General features: G+C 41.6%; 17 protein-coding genes. 2 read left to right on the forward strand and 15 right to left on the reverse strand.

Going from position 1 to position 15984, the window contains the following annotated elements:
- A partial coding sequence (locus tag QSJ37_RS17170) for a SprT family protein (RefSeq protein WP_285756421.1) occupies positions 1 to 346 on the reverse strand: 346 nt, incomplete at its 3' end.
- A gap of 88 nt (positions 347 to 434) precedes the next feature.
- Here QSJ37_RS17170 and cmpA point away from each other — a divergent pair.
- The gene (gene cmpA, locus QSJ37_RS17175) at positions 435 to 548 is read left to right on the forward strand and encodes a cortex morphogenetic protein CmpA (RefSeq protein ID WP_012748966.1); all 114 of its coding nucleotides are present in this window, start codon (positions 435 to 437) and stop codon (positions 546 to 548) included.
- On the opposite strand, the gene QSJ37_RS17180 is transcribed toward cmpA, so the two are convergent.
- The 6 genes from QSJ37_RS17180 to acpS form a co-directional block, all read right to left on the reverse strand.
- Positions 543 to 2708, reverse strand: a complete 2166-nt coding sequence (locus QSJ37_RS17180) for a Tex family protein (protein WP_483313624.1) — start codon at positions 2706 to 2708, stop codon at positions 543 to 545. The two genes, cmpA and QSJ37_RS17180, sit on opposite strands and share 6 nt — an antisense overlap.
- A 332-nt stretch (positions 2709 to 3040) precedes the next feature.
- Complete coding sequence (gene ndoA / locus QSJ37_RS17185) at positions 3041 to 3391, reverse strand: type II toxin-antitoxin system endoribonuclease NdoA (RefSeq protein WP_003253417.1); 351 nt, start codon at positions 3389 to 3391, stop codon at positions 3041 to 3043.
- Between the two features lie 4 nt (positions 3392 to 3395).
- Positions 3396 to 3677, reverse strand: coding sequence for a CopG family ribbon-helix-helix protein (locus QSJ37_RS17190; protein ID WP_003253419.1), 282 nt, complete (start codon positions 3675 to 3677; stop codon positions 3396 to 3398).
- Positions 3678 to 3805: 128 nt separating this feature from the next.
- A complete protein-coding gene (alr, locus tag QSJ37_RS17195; RefSeq protein WP_285756432.1) occupies positions 3806 to 4969 on the reverse strand; it encodes an alanine racemase in 1164 nt (387 codons plus the stop codon).
- 223 nt (positions 4970 to 5192) lie between these two features.
- On the reverse strand, positions 5193 to 6206 hold the full coding sequence (locus tag QSJ37_RS17200) for a LolA family protein (RefSeq protein WP_285756433.1): 1014 nt from the start codon (positions 6204 to 6206) through the stop codon (positions 5193 to 5195).
- A gap of 81 nt (positions 6207 to 6287) precedes the next feature.
- The gene (acpS, locus tag QSJ37_RS17205) at positions 6288 to 6647 is read right to left on the reverse strand and encodes a holo-ACP synthase (RefSeq protein WP_285756434.1); all 360 of its coding nucleotides are present in this window, start codon (positions 6645 to 6647) and stop codon (positions 6288 to 6290) included.
- Between the two features lie 59 nt (positions 6648 to 6706).
- On the opposite strand from acpS, the gene QSJ37_RS17210 reads away from it, so the two are divergent.
- Positions 6707 to 7324 carry a rhomboid family intramembrane serine protease gene (locus QSJ37_RS17210; RefSeq protein WP_285756435.1) on the forward strand — a complete coding sequence of 206 codons (618 nt, stop codon included), beginning with the start codon at positions 6707 to 6709 and terminating at the stop codon, positions 7322 to 7324.
- Between the two features lie 38 nt (positions 7325 to 7362).
- Here the strand turns inward: QSJ37_RS17210 and uvsE are convergent, their stop codons facing one another.
- From uvsE to QSJ37_RS17250, 8 genes are all read right to left on the reverse strand, one after another.
- On the reverse strand, positions 7363 to 8331 hold the full coding sequence (gene uvsE / locus QSJ37_RS17215) for a UV DNA damage repair endonuclease UvsE (RefSeq protein ID WP_285756436.1): 969 nt from the start codon (positions 8329 to 8331) through the stop codon (positions 7363 to 7365).
- Between the two features lie 129 nt (positions 8332 to 8460).
- Complete coding sequence (gene cshA / locus QSJ37_RS17220; protein ID WP_012748960.1) at positions 8461 to 9861, reverse strand: degradosome RNA helicase CshA; 1401 nt, start codon at positions 9859 to 9861, stop codon at positions 8461 to 8463.
- Positions 9862 to 9952: 91 nt separating this feature from the next.
- Positions 9953 to 10663, reverse strand: a complete 711-nt coding sequence (locus tag QSJ37_RS17225) for an alpha/beta hydrolase (protein WP_171699450.1) — start codon at positions 10661 to 10663, stop codon at positions 9953 to 9955.
- A 94-nt stretch (positions 10664 to 10757) separates the two neighbouring features.
- Entirely contained in the window at positions 10758 to 12134 is a 1377-nt protein-coding gene (locus QSJ37_RS17230; RefSeq protein ID WP_285756437.1) for a UDP-N-acetylmuramoyl-tripeptide--D-alanyl-D-alanine ligase, read from the reverse strand.
- An 18-nt stretch (positions 12135 to 12152) separates the two neighbouring features.
- Positions 12153 to 13247, reverse strand: coding sequence for a D-alanine--D-alanine ligase (locus QSJ37_RS17235; protein ID WP_285756438.1), 1095 nt, complete (start codon positions 13245 to 13247; stop codon positions 12153 to 12155).
- 149 nt (positions 13248 to 13396) lie between these two features.
- Positions 13397 to 14536, reverse strand: coding sequence for an MGDG synthase family glycosyltransferase (locus QSJ37_RS17240; RefSeq protein WP_012748956.1), 1140 nt, complete (start codon positions 14534 to 14536; stop codon positions 13397 to 13399).
- 12 nt (positions 14537 to 14548) lie between these two features.
- On the reverse strand, positions 14549 to 15145 hold the full coding sequence (locus QSJ37_RS17245; protein WP_285756439.1) for a DedA family protein: 597 nt from the start codon (positions 15143 to 15145) through the stop codon (positions 14549 to 14551).
- Positions 15146 to 15156: 11 nt separating this feature from the next.
- Positions 15157 to 15879 (reverse strand): polysaccharide deacetylase family protein, encoded by a 723-nt coding sequence (locus QSJ37_RS17250; protein WP_285756440.1) that lies wholly within the window; start codon positions 15877 to 15879, stop codon positions 15157 to 15159.
- Positions 15880 to 15984 lie beyond the last annotated feature (105 nt).

A 15984-nucleotide genomic window follows, 5' to 3' on the forward strand; every position in this document is an offset into this window, starting at 1 on the left:
AAACTTTTTTTGTTCTTTGTTGTGCTTGTTGGGGGAGTGGACGACAATAGCGGGGAGCCTGAACTTGTCGTAATAAATCACGAAAGTCTTGGTCACGATGACGATATCCTTTTCCTTCTAAATGAAGATGATAATGGCATAATTCATGCTTAATAATGGCAATAAGCTCTTCTTCTCCGAACGCTTCGTAATATTTTTTATTTAGTTCAATGTTATGAGTTTGTAATATGTAACGTCCTCCTGTTGTTCGAAGTCTTGGATTGAATGTCGCTGTATGTTTGAACGGTTTTTTGAAAAATTGTAAAGACACTCTTTCGACAAGCCGTTGCAAATCACTTTGTTTCATTTTCGTTACTCCTTACTTTTTTGACACAGGACAGACCAACCATACATACATTATATACTAACCTTTCTGTTACAGGAGGTCGACTGTTATGCCAACATGGTTAAAAAATCAAATGAGACGAGCCTATTATGAAAAAAATCGTTACCAAATCAAATTGCTAAATCAATGCTGGTTTTTTTATCAGAAAAAACACTGCTCATGAAAGCAGTGTTTTTTCTGATTCTTCCGGTGGAATCATAGATAAAGAAATTCTTCCTTTATCGAGATCTACATTGTCAACCCAAACTTTTACCACATCGCCTACTGATACAACGTCAAGCGGATGACGTACATATTGCTTGCTTAATTTTGAAATGTGAACAAGCCCATCTTGCTTAACCCCAATATCCACAAACGCTCCGAAATCGACGACGTTCCGCACCGTACCTTCTAACTCCATTCCCCTTTTTAAATCTTCCATTTTTAAAATGTCTTTTCGTAATAACGGCTTTGGCAGCTCATCGCGAGGATCACGTTCTGGACGAATTAAAGCGTCGATAATGTCTTGTAATGTCAATTCTCCGATGCCAAGTTCAGCAGCCGTGTCAGGAATGGAAAGAGATTGCAATGCCTGACGAAGCTCTTCACTTCCGATATGTTCAGTTGTAAAACCAATTTGGTGCAACAGCCTTTTCACTTCTTCATACCGCTCAGGATGAATCGGCGTACGGTCGAGCGGTTCGTCTCCATCAATAATGCGTAAAAATCCGATACACTGTTCATATGTTTTAGCACCAAGTCGCGGTATCGATTTTAATTCCTCGCGGTTTTTAAATTTTCCTTGTTCCTCACGGCGTTTTACGATATTTTCCGATACTGTTTTCGTAAGCCCTGATACGTATTGCAATAAAGAGACGGAGGCAGTGTTGACGTTGACGCCAACTTGGTTAACAACGGTTTCCACGACAAACTGCAATGATTGCGCTAATTTTTTTTGTGAAACGTCGTGCTGATATTGGCCAACTCCTACTGATTTTGGATCAATTTTCACCAGTTCGGCAAGCGGGTCTTGTACACGCCTTGCGATCGAAACTGCGCTCCGTTCTTCTACCTGTAAATCTGGAAACTCTTGACGGGCAAGGTCAGAGGCGGAATAGACGCTCGCTCCCGCTTCATTGACAATAAGGTAAAAAATTTCTTTGTCTACTTGTTTTAAGGTGTCCGCCACAAATTGCTCCGTTTCCCTTGATGCAGTTCCGTTCCCAATGGCAATCATTTCGACATGATATTCTTCGATAATGCGGATTAACTTTTCTCTCGCTTCTTCTATCTGTTGCTGCGGGGAATGAGGGTAAATGACATCGATTTTCAGCAATTTGCCTGTTTCGTCGACCACCGCCAGCTTGCATCCCGTTCGATAGGCAGGGTCTATACCAAGAACAATCTTCCCTTTTAACGGCGGCTGAAGCAATAGCTTGCGTAAGTTCTCCGCAAAAATATGAATCGCCCGCTCTTCCGCTTTTTCGGTTAATTCATTGCGAATATCCCGCTCGATTGACGGTTCAATAAGCCTTTTGTAGCCGTCCTCAATCGCTTCAGAAAGGAGGGAAGCGGCGGGAGATTGCGGATTTGTAATAATGTGCTTTTGTAAGTATGTCATAATATCTTCTACCGGCGCCTGAATGGAAACACGCAACACTCCTTCTTTTTCGCCGCGATTGAGCGCTAATACACGATGCGGAACAATCCTATGTACTGGCTCTTCATATTCGTAATACATTTCATATACTTTTTTCTCATCATTTTCCGACTCTTTGACAGTCGATATGATCACGCCTTTTTTCCATGTGTGCTGGCGAATCCATTGGCGAAATTGTGCATCATCCGATACCTTTTCAGCGATGATGTCTTTCGCACCTTGAAGCGCCTCTTCGACGGTACGTACTTCTTTTTCTGGTTGAATAAACTCTTGCGCTTTTTCTTCCGGCCGCGGCCTCATTGGACACGTCCATAACCATTCCGCAAGAGGCTCTAACCCTTTTTCCTTGGCAATGGTGGCTTTTGTACGTCGTTTTTGTCTATAAGGACGATACAAATCTTCCACTTGCTGCAGTTTCGTAGCATTGATGATCGCGTTTTTTAGATCATCCGTTAGTTTTCCTTGTTCATCAATAAGGCGAAGGACTTCTTCTTTCCGCTGTTCTAAGTTTTGTAGGTAATTCCATTTCTCCAAAATATCACGAATTTGCACTTCATCTAAGGCGCCTGTCATCTCTTTCCGATAGCGGGCAATAAACGGCACCGTATTTCCTTCCTCAGAAAGAGAAATCACATTGCTAACTTGCTTTGTGGATAAATGTAATTCATTCGCTATCAGGTCCATCAACGCTTCTCTATTTAACAAATCCTTACCCCTCCATGACTAAAAATAAAAATAGCTACAATGATGCAGCTATTCCTAACGAGTCGTATATGAATAAAATAGTTGGACAGATCGATTGTTTGCGACCTGCCCTTTTTTGCGCATAGCAAACTACTCACCACTTTTTATGAAACGGAGGCGATAGGTGGCTCAGTGCATTCTCTCATGGTGAATGAAACTTATATATCCTGAAGGCCGTTTCCGTCTATACTCTTGCTGCAAAAACGGAGTGGGGGTCTCACGAAACAAGTTTTGTTTCGGAGGAAGCAAGTTTACATTTCGAGCGCTACTGTTTAAAAATCTATAAGTCCTAAACTAATTTGCAGCGCTTCGTCCACCTTATCCATCATTTCATCGTCCAAGTGAGTAATTTTGTCTGTTAGCCGCTGTTTATCAATCGTCCGAATTTGCTCTAACAGAATGACAGAATCCCGCTCAAACCCGTAACGTTTTGCATCAATTTCAACATGCGTTGGCAGCTTCGCTTTTTGGATTTGCGCTGTAATTGCCGCCACAATCACCGTCGGACTAAATCGATTTCCGATATCATTTTGAATGACTAATACCGGACGAACGCCTCCTTGCTCTGAGCCCACTACCGGGGAAAGGTCCGCAAAATAAACGTCGCCACGCTTAACAATCAAAGCATTACCCCCCGCTAACTAAACGTTCAACGGTGTGGTCGGCCTCGTATTCTGCAAGAAACGCTTCTGAAGCAATGGATAAATTGATTTTGGCCATTTCCATATAACCGCGTCTCATTGCTTCACGGATTTGACGTTTTTTTCGCTCGCGAATATACATTTTAGTCGCTTGATAAATAAGGTCATTGCGGTTGCCGTTTTCCTGTTTCACAAGCACATCTAATTCGGTTACCAATGCTTGAGGTAAACGAACGACGATTTCTGTTGTTGCGCTAGATTCCGACACGAACATACACCTCCACAAACTGCAGCCGATTCATTACTTCCATTTCATAATACCACTAAATAAAAGCACTGCAAAGTCATTTCTGCTTTTTCTACCTATTATCTTCTGAAAAGTTTTTCAGTTTATACTTAATCATTGCCATCCAAAACAAAATTTCTCACTTCCATTATACTCTTATTTCTGAAAAAAATACGGGGAACGCGATAACTTATTGTACAAGGAACCTCATAGCTAATCGTTCCAAGATGTTGAGCCACGTCATCAACAGAAATATATTCGTCGCCTTGCCGCCCAATCAGCGTCACTTTCATTCCAACCGGCAATTGCTTCGGCAGACGGACCATCAATTGATCCATGCAAATTCTTCCGATAATTGGCGCTTTTTCTCCGTTCACAAGTACATGAAAATTTTGCAGTTTACGCAACCAACCATCTGCATATCCAATCGGGACCGTTCCAACCCACTGCTCCGTTTCCGCCGTATATGTCGCTCCATAACTCACCTTTTCTCCGGGCTTTAACTTTTTCACATGAACGAGGCGGCTATGCAACGAAAAAGCTTCTTTTAGCTCATACGGCAAATATTGTTTGATTTCCGGTGAAGGAGATAGACCATACATTGAAATGCCAAAGCGCACCATATTAAAGACTTTATCCGGAAAACGTAAAGCTGTCGCACTGTTTCCGCAGTGGATAATAGGTGGTTTATATGGAAGCCATTCAAGCATTTGCAAAAAATTATTGTATTGAAAAGAAAAATAATCCGTGTTTATTTCATCAGCTGTGGCAAAATGAGTATATGCTCCTTCCAATGAAAAATACGGATGTCGGTCAATTTGTTCAATGACGCGCTTTGTTTCCGTTTCCTCTCTGACACCTAACCGTCCCATTCCTGTATCCATTTTTAAATGAAATAAAACGGGAACCGTTTCACTGTATACGTTTGCCGCTTGTTCTATCCATTCCGGCTGAAACACAGTGAGCGTAATCCGATGCTTTGCAGCAATATTAATATCGCTAGGCCGGCAAGCCCCTAGCACAAGAATAGGTGCAGTAACTCCTTTTTTCCTTAGCGCAATCGCTTCGTCTAAAAACGCCACTGCTAAATAAGAAGCACCTGCTTCAAGCGCTGTTTTTGCCACTTGTACATCACCGTGGCCGTATGCGTTTGCCTTCACTACCGCCATAATGCGGATGTCGTTTTGCAAAAAGTTTTTTAATTGTGAAACGTTGTAGTAAATGGCATCTAAATCAATTTCTGCCCAAGTATCGCGGTAAAACAAATTGCTCATATCTCGCTACACTTCCTTGTCTATCAAATGAATGCAAATACATTGAAAGATATTTACTCCAACTTTATCTTCCTATCTCGATAAAAGGAAGCATTCCATCTTTTTTTAGTTTACCATTTGCAAAGCAATGAAGGAATATGTACTTATCGTCAATATTTAAGTTCCCCAGATTTTTTAGCAAACAAAAAAAGGCCCAGCAACTGCTGGCCCGTGTCAATAACGGTTATTTCATTGCTTTTCCTTGTACAGAACGAGCAACCATTACCATTTCTTCTGGCGTTAAGTCCTTCGAAGCGAGCGTAAATTCGACTCCTTTATACGACCATGTAAGAGTCTGATCTGTCAACGCGCCGATCGCAAAGCCTAAATCAACCGGTTCGCCATTGACAAGTGTCGGAGTGCTTGTTGCCGGCAATACTCTCGCTTTCTCTTGGACTAACGTGAATGATTTTTCGCCTCCAAATGTCATAATAATTCGCTTCCCATCTTCGGCAGCAACTTCTTTTTCATCTATTTGTTTTACCCCTTCCGGTAAATTGGCCGGATACATTACTTCAATCGCTTTGTCTTCCGCTTTTGCCATCGTTGGTACTTCTAAGCGTGCTCCTGTCATGTTTTTAGAGGTATCAAACGCATCATCATCAAACTTTTTATTAAACTCGACTTTTGAAAATTGTACGGTCAACAAAGCGTTCCGGTCTGTATCCATCACTTTGACGGATACCGGCGATAAATCTTTTTTGTTTAACGTAATTTCTTGCTTTGGAATCATGTTGCTGTTCGGATAGTTTGTTTTCGTTTCAAATACGTAATGATTTTTCGTCGCTTTAAAACCCGCTTTCGGATCGCTTAAAATGTCTTTGACCAGTGACTCATACAAATACGCTTGACTGCTGTTTTTCGGCCAATCACTTTGGAAACGGAAGCTTTTGTTTAGCGCCGGAGTAAAAACAAAAACCCCTTCATCGTTGCGTAAAATCATCTGGCTTTGACCTTTGTCGGCATTTTTTAAGCTGACACGGTAGTACGAAGGCTGCTTATACCAAATTTCGACGTGGTATACTTGTGGCTTAGATCCTGTTTGAAAGGTCATTTTCGCCTCTGCTTGGTAACTTGTCATCTCATCCATCTTTTCATCCAGCGCTTTCATCACGTCTTCTTGTGATTTTGCCCAGCAGCCAGTTAAAGCGACAAGCAGTATGATGCCCATAAATACACTAAACACTTTTCTCCTCATCGTTTCAACCCCTTTGTCTCATATCGATTTCCATCTGTGCATTACAATATATGAGACAACTTAGGGGAATATGCAGACTAGCTATGACAAGCGCTCAATAATGACTTGAGCAATCGCATAATCGCGGCTATGAGAGATCGAAACGTGAATGCGGCAATCCTTCACATTTGAAACAACGATCGGTTTTCCGTTATCGTCGTTCATAATTTGGATATCATGAAATGATACATTCTTTCCGATTCCTGTTCCGATCGCTTTTGCATATGCCTCTTTTGCCGCAAACCGCCCTGCCACAAATTCTACTTTTCGTTTCGGTGATAATTGAAAAAAAATCCCTTTTTCTTCCTCCGTTAAAATTCGATCAATAAATTTTTCATTTTTCATCATTAGTTGTTCAATCCGTTCCAATTCTACAATATCGATGCCAATCCCGATAATCATCGTTCTTCTACCCTCTCTATGTACATACATTTTAATAAACGAATAAAGGAGCGAAGTTTATGTTTGCGCGCATGGAAAATGCCCATACATTTTTTCGGTTTTACCCTGTCGTTTCCATCCTTGTCGCCCTTCACGTAGTGATTTGGTTCACGTTTTTTTTACGCATTCCTATAGCCGAGCCATTATGGGAAAAAATGATTGGTTTTAATGCCGCTGTACAGAAGGGGGAGTATTGGCGGTTAGTAAGCCCGCTTGTTTTGCATGTACGGTTTGAACATATGATCATCAACTCCATTTCCCTTATTTTATTCGGACCTGCTTTGGAAAAAATGTTAGGGAAAAGCAAGTTTCTGATTCTTTATATTGGCAGTGGAATATGTGCCAACATTGCAACATTTTTTGTTCTGCCAGCGATGTATAGTCACGCTGGAGCTTCTGGAGCCATTTTCGGTCTGTTCGGCATGTATGGATACTTGATCGTATTTCGCCGCGATATAATCGAAACACAACACGCGCGACTTCTTTTTGCCGTCATATGTATTAGCCTATTTATCTCATTTACTGCCCCTAATGTAAATATGGTCGCTCACCTGTTTGGTTTTTTAGGCGGTGGGATCATTGCTCCTTTCATTTCTTCCCATCTGCATCCACATCAGCCTTTTCTTCTTCATCGCTAAGATCCCGCTTTCCTCATTCATGAAAGTGGGATCATATATTACCGAATAAGAAAACTTGCGCCATCGATCCATTCGATTTCAGGAAATGACCGCAAATTACTAACAAGATGAAATAATGCTTCATCTTTTTGTTTCGCCTCAATCATACAGTCGAGCTGCTCCACCGTTCCTTTTATTTCATGTAAAAAAGAAAGAAAAAGCTGAGCGTCCACAAAATCATGATGCGCTCGGAACTCTTTGTCGCTTTTTGGGCTAGATATATGCATTTTCATCGGTAAAGGAGAATATTTCCACGTATTTACGACACGATCCCACTCTTTTCTCCAATCTTTCTCTTCTCCGTGATTAGCGAAATGATGATGAAGGTCAAAAACAAATGGTATTCCTAATTTCTCACATAAGTATAATGTATCACGAACCGTAAAAACCTTATCATCATTTTCTAACATAATCATTCGTTGCAGTTCGTTCGAGATATATCCCCAATTATAAATAAACTGTTCAAGTGCTTTTTCTTTATCGTTATACCCTCCACCAACGTGGAGGACACAGCGATGTTGAGGATTTACCTTCATTCCTTTTAACAAAGCCTCATGCATGCGCAACGTTTTTAGCGATGTTTCAAAAATATTACGGTCGGTCGTATTTAAAATGACAAAATGATCTGGGTGAAAATCGATGCGCATCGGGTACATTTGCAAAAACTGGGCTATATCAGCAAGTGGTTGCTCGAGCATCCTCATATAATCCCAATCGTCTAACGCCTCGTGATTTGCTAATGGAATTAAACGGGAACTGAAGCGAAAAAAACGAATATCATGCATTTTGTTATGTTTCAACAACCGTAAACAATTATGCAAATTAGAAATGGCAATCCGTTCTAGTTTTTTTATCGCTTCATCCCGATCATGTATTTTTTGAAATTGCGCAAATGTCATCGTTTGGGAAGGAGAACAATTTTGTAAATGTACACTCATCGCTACATAACCAAGCCGGACAATTGTCATACGAATCACCTTTCATCTATCAGCATATTGTATATTCATAATGTCTACTGTCCGGCTGTCGTTCATGCATACGGATTTTCCCGCTTTATTGGATCGCTCAAATAAAAAACGGCGCTTATGCGCCGTTTTTTAACGGGCAACGCGCCGTTTTTTTGTACGCTCTTTCGGTTGACTGCCTTGACGGTTCCCGCGCTTTTTCTCCCGTTTTACCGGAAGCGGCGGCTCTTCCGTTAATTGCACTGGCGTTGTATCAGGCTCTTTTGTCAACATTTTAATGCACGCGGCGACAAGCGACACGGAATCATGTTCTTCCAATAACTCTTCGGCAGCTCGTTTATAAAAAGAAAGATTTTCCGATTCGACAGTCGCAACCAGCTTTTCCACAGCGATACGCTGTTGGCCTTCTAGCGCCTCATCAAGCGTCGGCGGCTTCATCCGTTCCATTTTTCGTTTTGTCGTGCGCTCAATATTATGAAGCTGTCCAATTTCCCGTGGCGTAACAAACGTCATCGCTACACCTGTTTTTCCAGCGCGCCCGGTGCGGCCGATACGGTGAACGTAGCTTTCCGGATCTTGCGGGATATCAAAATTGTAAACGTGCGTCACGCCGGAAATATCCAGTCCACGTGCCGCTACATCCGTAGCGACTAAAATTTCAATCGAACCTTCTTTAAATTTACGAAGAACCGATAACCGTTTCGCTTGGCTCAAATCGCCATGAATTCCTTCGGCAGCGTACCCACGCAAGTTGAGCGCTTCTGCTAATTCATCCACGCGCCGTTTTGTACGCCCGAAAACAATGGCTAACTCCGGCGCTTGAATATCTAATAAACGCGTTAAAATATCGAATTTCTTCTTTTCTTGCACTTCTAAATAATATTGTTGAATATTTGGAACCGTCATTTCCTTCGCCTTTACTTTCACAATGTGCGGCTCATTCATAAACCGTTCGGCGATGCGGCGGATTGGCTCAGGCATCGTTGCGGAAAATAATAATGTCTGCCGTTTTTCAGGAACATTGCTTAAAATCGCTTCGATATCGTCGATAAACCCCATATTAAGCATCTCATCCGCTTCATCAAGCACAACGGTGTGCACGTTGTCTAACCGAAGCGTCTTACGGTTGATATGATCAATAATTCGGCCCGGTGTTCCTACAATGATGTGCGGGCGTTTTTTTAACGCGCGAATTTGCCGCTCAATATCTTGCCCTCCGTAAATCGGCAACACTCGAACGCGCTTGACTGCTCCAATTTTATAAAGTTCTTCCGATACTTGAATCGCCAGCTCCCGCGTTGGTGCCACGACAAGGCCTTGAATTGCTTCGTTTTTGACATCTACTTTTTCAATGAGCGGAATACCAAAAGCAGCCGTTTTACCGGTGCCAGTTTGCGCCTGCCCAATGACGTCTTTATTTTGTAGACTTAACGGAATCGTTTCCGCTTGAATCGGGGTTGTTTCCTCAAATCCCATCCGGCGAATCGCCTTCATTAATTCATTGCTTAATCCTAATTCATGAAACGTTGTCAATGTTATTCAAACTCCTTTAAATTTCCTTACTATCCGAAATGAATCGAATAAAAATATTTAAGAGTTATCATACCATTTTCACGTTCTGTTTTCAATAAATACCATTTTCTAACTTATTTTCCCGTAAAAATTTTTCTACTTCGCAAAACAATAGATATCGGTCAGGGCCGTGGCAGACGTGATGATATGATTCTCGTAACAATAACAGCTTTTTTTGCGATGAACCGATCTTATTATATAAATAATGGGCGCTTTTTACCGGAACGATGCCATCTTTTTCACCTTGAACAATCAGCGCCGGAATATGTACATTAGGCAAACGCGGCCGGACTTCATTGACTAATTTTCGGAACTCTAATACGGCTGTAAGCGGCGTTGCTAAAATTTTATTTTTGTAACGGATAAAAAGCGGATTTTCGCGAAGACGCCGCCTCCATCCATCACGAACGATTTCATGGATATCTTTTATTAATTGACGCGGATTGACATAATAAAAAGCGGCGCTTAATAGCACAAGCTTGTCAATCTTATATTTTTCCGCCAAATATACCGCGATTACTCCACCCATCGAAAAACCGATGACATAAACCGTTTCGCATATTTCCATTAATGCTTGCAATTCCCTTTCTGCCGCTTGAAACCATTGATCATAAGTAATTCCTTTTAGTTGCAGCCGCTTTCCATGTCCGGGAAGTGTCGGCGTTTTGATCACCCAGTCCGTTCGTTTTTGTAAATATTCCGCCAGCGGAGCTACTTCATCAGGGCTTCCCGTAAATCCGTGTATACATAGACACCCAATCATCATCATCACCATTTTCCAAAAAAAATCAAAAGCGGCAGTTAGAAACGCCGCTTTTATTTTTTCGTGGTTGTTTTCATTTTACACAATGATGTGGTTATTGCAAATCAGGAAGCAACTCTTCTAGCTTCATTCCTCGTGAAGCCTTCAGCAAAATCACATCGCCAGAGGAAACAACCGCAAGCAAGTCTTTTGCCAAAGACTGCTTATCTTCATATGCTTTCACGCGCCCATCTGGAAAAAACGGCTTTGCCGCGAGCGCAATATGGTGTGCTAACGCTCCATACGTAAATACATAATCAACCATTTCCGGCCGCAGCATTGCGCCGATTTCCCGATGAAACTCCACTTCTTGATCGCCAAGCTCCAGCATGTCTCCTAATACAGCAACCTTTTTCTCATATCCCGTCAATTCGTGAAGCAATTGTAACGCCGCTTTCATCGATGTTGGGTTAGCGTTATACGCGTCATTAATAATCGTCCAGCCTTTCTTTGTTTCGATTAATTCCATGCGCATACGCGTCACTTGCAATTGTGAAAATGCTTCTTGAATCTTCTCCCAGCTTACGTGAAAAAAGCGAGCTACAGCGATAGCAGCCAACGCGTTATATACATGATGCTTCCCTAAAATCGGAAGGAAAAAGGAGCGATTTGGCGCTTGATGAACGGTAAACGTAGTGCCATTGGCCTGTACATGGACCGCTTTCGGATAATAATCGTTGTCGCTTCCTTGCCCAAATCTCAAGACGTGCTCAGGCAGCGGCAAGTCTGGAACCCGGTTCACCAGCAAAGGCTCGTCTCCGTGATAAACAAAAAGGCCGTTCTTTTTTAAACCCGATAAAATTTCTAATTTTGCTTGAGCAATCCCTTCGCGTGAACCTAGTTCTTGCAAATGCGATTCGCCAATATTTGTGATAACTGCCGCATCCGGCTCGGCGATGTTAGATAATAATTCAATTTCGCCAAAATTGCTCATTCCCATTTCGACGACAGCCATCTCTGTGTCTTCTTCCAAACGGAGCAATGTCAATGGTACGCCAATATGATTGTTCAAATTTCCTTCCGTCTTTTGTACTTTATAGGTGGTTGCTAATAATGATGCCACCATATCCTTTGTCGTCGTTTTGCCATTGCTTCCCGTAATGCCGATGACTTTTACCGAAAGCTGCTTGCGATACCGATGCGCGAGGCGCTGGAGCGCGCGCAACGTGTCGTCCACGATAATCACCGGCACGCCTCTCGGCGGGGTTCCTTCCGTTTCCGCCCAAAGCACAGCGCTCGCGCCCTTATCGAGCGCATCTTGGACAAACGCATGGCCGTTAAACTTAGCTCCTTTTAATGGAACGTACAAATTGCCTTGTTGAATCGTTCGCGTATCTGTTGAAACCCCATGAACCATTATGTCGAAAAAGCCGGCCGCTAAACCGCGTCCGTCCACCATCGACTGTATATCGCGCAATGTACGAGTGATCATCTTTTTTCACCTTCATTTTTATTTCTCAAACGTATACGTGATTGTTTGCTTTTCTTCATGACGTTCGATCGCTAATTGTACAAGACGTTCAATCAGTTCTGAATAGGAAATGCCGCTATGTTTCCATAACAAAGGAAACATACTATACGGTGTAAACCCAGGCATTGTATTAATTTCATTAATATACGCTTCGCCATCTTCCGTTAAGAAAAAGTCGGCTCGTACGAGTCCAGAAAGGTCAAGCGCCTTAAACGCGGTAATCGCCATTTGTTTAATCGTTTCATACTGTTCTTTTGTAACGTCTGCCGGAATAATTAATTCCGTATTACCGTCTTCATATTTCGCTTGATAATCGTAAAATTCTTTTTTCGGGACAATTTCTCCAACAACCGAACAAATTGGATCATCGTTACCGATGACGCCGATTTCGATTTCACGCCCAACAATCGCTTCCTCAACAATAATTTTTCGATCATACTTAAACGCCTCAGCAAAAGCCGCTTTTAAATCATCGCGCTGCTTGCATTTCGTAATTCCAACGCTTGATCCCGCATTCGCCGGCTTGACGAAACAAGGGTATCCAAGCTCTTGTTCCACCTTGTCATAAGCCGCTTCTTCGTTTCTACTCCATTCCCGCTTCGTAAACGATACGTATTTTGCCTGACGTAATCCTGCTTGCGCAAATAAGTTTTTCATCACCACTTTATCCATCCCGACTGCGGAGGCAAGCACACCGTTTCCGACGTATGGAATATTAAGGAGCTCAAGCAGCCCTTGCACCGTGCCATCTTCTCCGTTCGGCCCATGTAATAATGGAAAAATGACATCGACCATCTCTTCCTCTTGCTTTTTCCCGTCCGAGGGCGCCGGTGTTTGATTTAACGCTACCGGTATAATGGCTTTTGCGTCAGATTGAAACTGCAATTGCTTTATATCATTTACTTTTCCAGTCAACCGTTCTCCCTTGATCCACTGTCCTTCAGTTGTAATATAAATCGGGATGACGTCAAATTTATTTTTATCAATGGCATTCATCACCGCCATCGCCGTTGATAAAGATACGTTATGCTCAGGCGATTTGCCGCCGTATAAAATTCCAACTCTCGTTTTCATTTAGGCTCCTCCTCTTTGTTTACCATAGTTTCTATTTTAACACGTTTCCAGCACAAGCGTATGGTATTTTATATGAGTAATATAGGTTGTTTTGTCACTTTGAAAACAGTAAAAACACCATCTAACCCATTCGTTAGATGGTGAAATCTCTATTTCCAGAGAGCACGGTATTGTCCTTGATACATTGCCACAATCTCTTTTAATGCGTCTTGTGCCGTTTTTTCAATCTGCGAAAAATATTCATGCACCCGTCGATAAAAATGATTTTTTTCTATTTCATCCGTGAGTACATGAATGATTTTTCGTTCGTAATAACGAAACCCTGTCAAATTATAAATCAATCCATGTTTTTCAAGATATTGCAAATTAATTTGTTCTTGACCAGGCAAGTAACCAACCGTAAAAACAGGCAATTGTTTATGCAGCACTTCACTTACCGTAACGCCGCCTGGTTTTGTAATTACCGCATCTACTTCGTTATACAAACGATTCATCTCTTGTGGGCTAGATATGTATGAGAAAGGGCGAATATGTGGTTGCTTCCAGCTTGCGATTTCATCATATAACTTTTTGTTCGTTCCACATAGTACCGAATAGCGAAATAAACGGGAATCTTCTACTTTCTTAAAAAAATCGACAATATTGCCTAGTCCTTGGTTTCCTCCCGCCAACAGCAAATGAAACGGGCGTCTTTTCCCCCTCAACTCGGAATGTTTCGTCATAAACACTTCATGGACGGGAATACCTGTCACAATAATTCGTTTTTCATCAATATGATATTTCGTCATTAACTCCTTTTTTGCGTCCGCATGTGGAACAAAATGATAGTCGATATCCCGTTTCCCCCATACGCTATTGATGAAAAAATCGGTATATACGTTGATTACTGGTATTTGAATCAGCTTCTTCCGCTTTAGCCGTTGCAAAATGCGCGATGGGAACGAATGAGTGCAAATAATGAGTGTCGGTTTCTCCTTCTCCAACATTTTTTTCATTTTATTTTCAAAATAAGGCAGCCATGGCTCAAAAGAAACGAATTCTAACCGATGAACATCATAGTACATAAACGCCTTATAAACACGATGATAGGAAGCTGGATGAGAGCGAATCCATCGTAAATACATTTCAGAAACCATTTTTTCCATCAGTTCATTACAATAGCTTAAAAAGTCGATTTTTTTACAGTATATATCTTGAAATTGCCTTTGCAGAAAATCAATCAACGTATCGGCTACTTTATGATGGCCTGTGCTCATTTGGAACAACGGTAATACAAGAATTTTCATCATCGTTAGCTCCCTTTAATTTTCAAAAGATTTTTTGCGAAATTGCTGTCCAACCCACACTCCAAGCAGAAACAACAAAAATAAAGCAATCCCGATCATCGGAAAATAAATCAGTGGAATTTGCACATGTTGACCAAGCAGCATTCCAACAACGATGATGGGAATCACCCATATCGCTGCGCCAACGGATGCAAGCAATAAAAACAAACGGAAAGGAAAGCGGATCACACCAGCCATATATGGCGAAATTTGCCGAACGCCGGGGACGTAATAGCCAAACAAAATGACCCATTTTCCATATTGATGAAACAACTTTCGTGTTCGCTCCCATTTCTCCTCTTTTATTCCTACATACTTTCCGTACCTTTTAATAAATGGCGCTCCTAAAAAGCGGCCGATGCCGTAGGCGACGATCATTCCTATAACAACACCGCCCCAGCTTACGATAAAACAATATTCCCATAACAGCTGCTTCCTGGCAATAACAATCCCTAGAAAAAACAGCAAACTCTCTTCCGGAGCGGGAATGCCGACAATGCCAAAAAACAGAAACAGAAAAATAATCACATATCCATATGATTGCACGTACGAAAAAAGAATGCTCGTATCCATAGATCCCCCAATTATATCGATGAAATTTGTTTATTAGTTTGCTCGTTCAGCAAATCTGTAATCGTCACCCAGCGCATATTTTTCGCTTCTTCTTCCTTCAATAACAATTCTAACGCCGAAAGCATTTGTTCTGGAGCCAATTCATCAGCGCCAAACGTTTTCCCGCTATCATGAAGAACAATCACCGCTCCATCTTTCATGCTATTTTTTAGCCGATTAAACAATTCCATTGTACCAATTTTGGCATTCCAGTCGCCAAGAATGTCAGTCCACATCACCGTCGAATATTTTTTCTGCAAAAACGGGGTGAACAAATTAAAATGCCCCCAAGGCGGACGATAATACATCGGCCGCGTTCCAACAATTTGTTCAATAATATCCGCGGATTTTTGCAATCCTTTTTCTAAAAAAGGAGGAAAAACAAACCAATTGCTTATATGTCGATAGTTATGCATCCCAATTTCATGACCTTCATCATGCATTCGTTTCACAATATAAGGGTATTGCTTCGCCTTTTTCCCAACAACGAAAAAGGTTGCCTTCACTTGATGTTTTTTCAACAAATCTAACAGTCTCGGTGTATAATATGGGTCGGGACCGTCATCGAACGTTAACGCGATCATTCCTGGTTGTGTTCCTTTGCGGTAAATGCGAAAATTTGTTTTTCGAATAAGAACTGTTGGAACGATGCCGTATAATATCATTACTCCAGCGAACAAAACAATCCATAGCATCGTTTTCACCTCTTTATTTGTACTTTACCAGTACTCTTTTTCTTTGAAAATAGAAAATTATAATCCTATTTATCTTTATATATCATTTTCACGTAACCATTTCCA

This window comes from Parageobacillus sp. G301, from assembly GCF_030268025.1.
In the GTDB taxonomy this organism is placed as follows: Bacteria; Bacillota; Bacilli; order Bacillales; family Anoxybacillaceae; genus Parageobacillus_B; species Parageobacillus_B toebii.

Excerpts from the sequence above, each read along its gene's own strand:
- cmpA (WP_012748966.1), top strand. The coding sequence starts at position 435 with ATGCCAACATGGTTAAAAAATCAAATGAGACGAGCCTATTATGAAAAA.
- QSJ37_RS17180 (WP_483313624.1), bottom strand. The coding sequence starts at position 2,708 with ATGGACCTGATAGCGAATGAATTACATTTATCCACAAAGCAAGTTAGC.
- alr (WP_285756432.1), bottom strand. The coding sequence starts at position 4,969 with ATGAGCAATTTGTTTTACCGCGATACTTGGGCAGAAATTGATTTAGAT.
- QSJ37_RS17200 (WP_285756433.1), bottom strand. The coding sequence starts at position 6,206 with ATGAGGAGAAAAGTGTTTAGTGTATTTATGGGCATCATACTGCTTGTC.
- acpS (WP_285756434.1), bottom strand. The coding sequence starts at position 6,647 with ATGATTATCGGGATTGGCATCGATATTGTAGAATTGGAACGGATTGAA.
- QSJ37_RS17210 (WP_285756435.1), top strand. The coding sequence starts at position 6,707 with ATGTTTGCGCGCATGGAAAATGCCCATACATTTTTTCGGTTTTACCCT.
- uvsE (WP_285756436.1), bottom strand. The coding sequence starts at position 8,331 with ATGACAATTGTCCGGCTTGGTTATGTAGCGATGAGTGTACATTTACAA.
- QSJ37_RS17225 (WP_171699450.1), bottom strand. The coding sequence starts at position 10,663 with ATGATTGGGTGTCTATGTATACACGGATTTACGGGAAGCCCTGATGAA.
- QSJ37_RS17230 (WP_285756437.1), bottom strand. The coding sequence starts at position 12,134 with ATGATCACTCGTACATTGCGCGATATACAGTCGATGGTGGACGGACGC.
- QSJ37_RS17235 (WP_285756438.1), bottom strand. The coding sequence starts at position 13,247 with ATGAAAACGAGAGTTGGAATTTTATACGGCGGCAAATCGCCTGAGCAT.
- QSJ37_RS17240 (WP_012748956.1), bottom strand. The coding sequence starts at position 14,536 with ATGATGAAAATTCTTGTATTACCGTTGTTCCAAATGAGCACAGGCCAT.
- QSJ37_RS17245 (WP_285756439.1), bottom strand. The coding sequence starts at position 15,145 with ATGGATACGAGCATTCTTTTTTCGTACGTGCAATCATATGGATATGTG.
- QSJ37_RS17250 (WP_285756440.1), bottom strand. The coding sequence starts at position 15,879 with ATGCTATGGATTGTTTTGTTCGCTGGAGTAATGATATTATACGGCATC.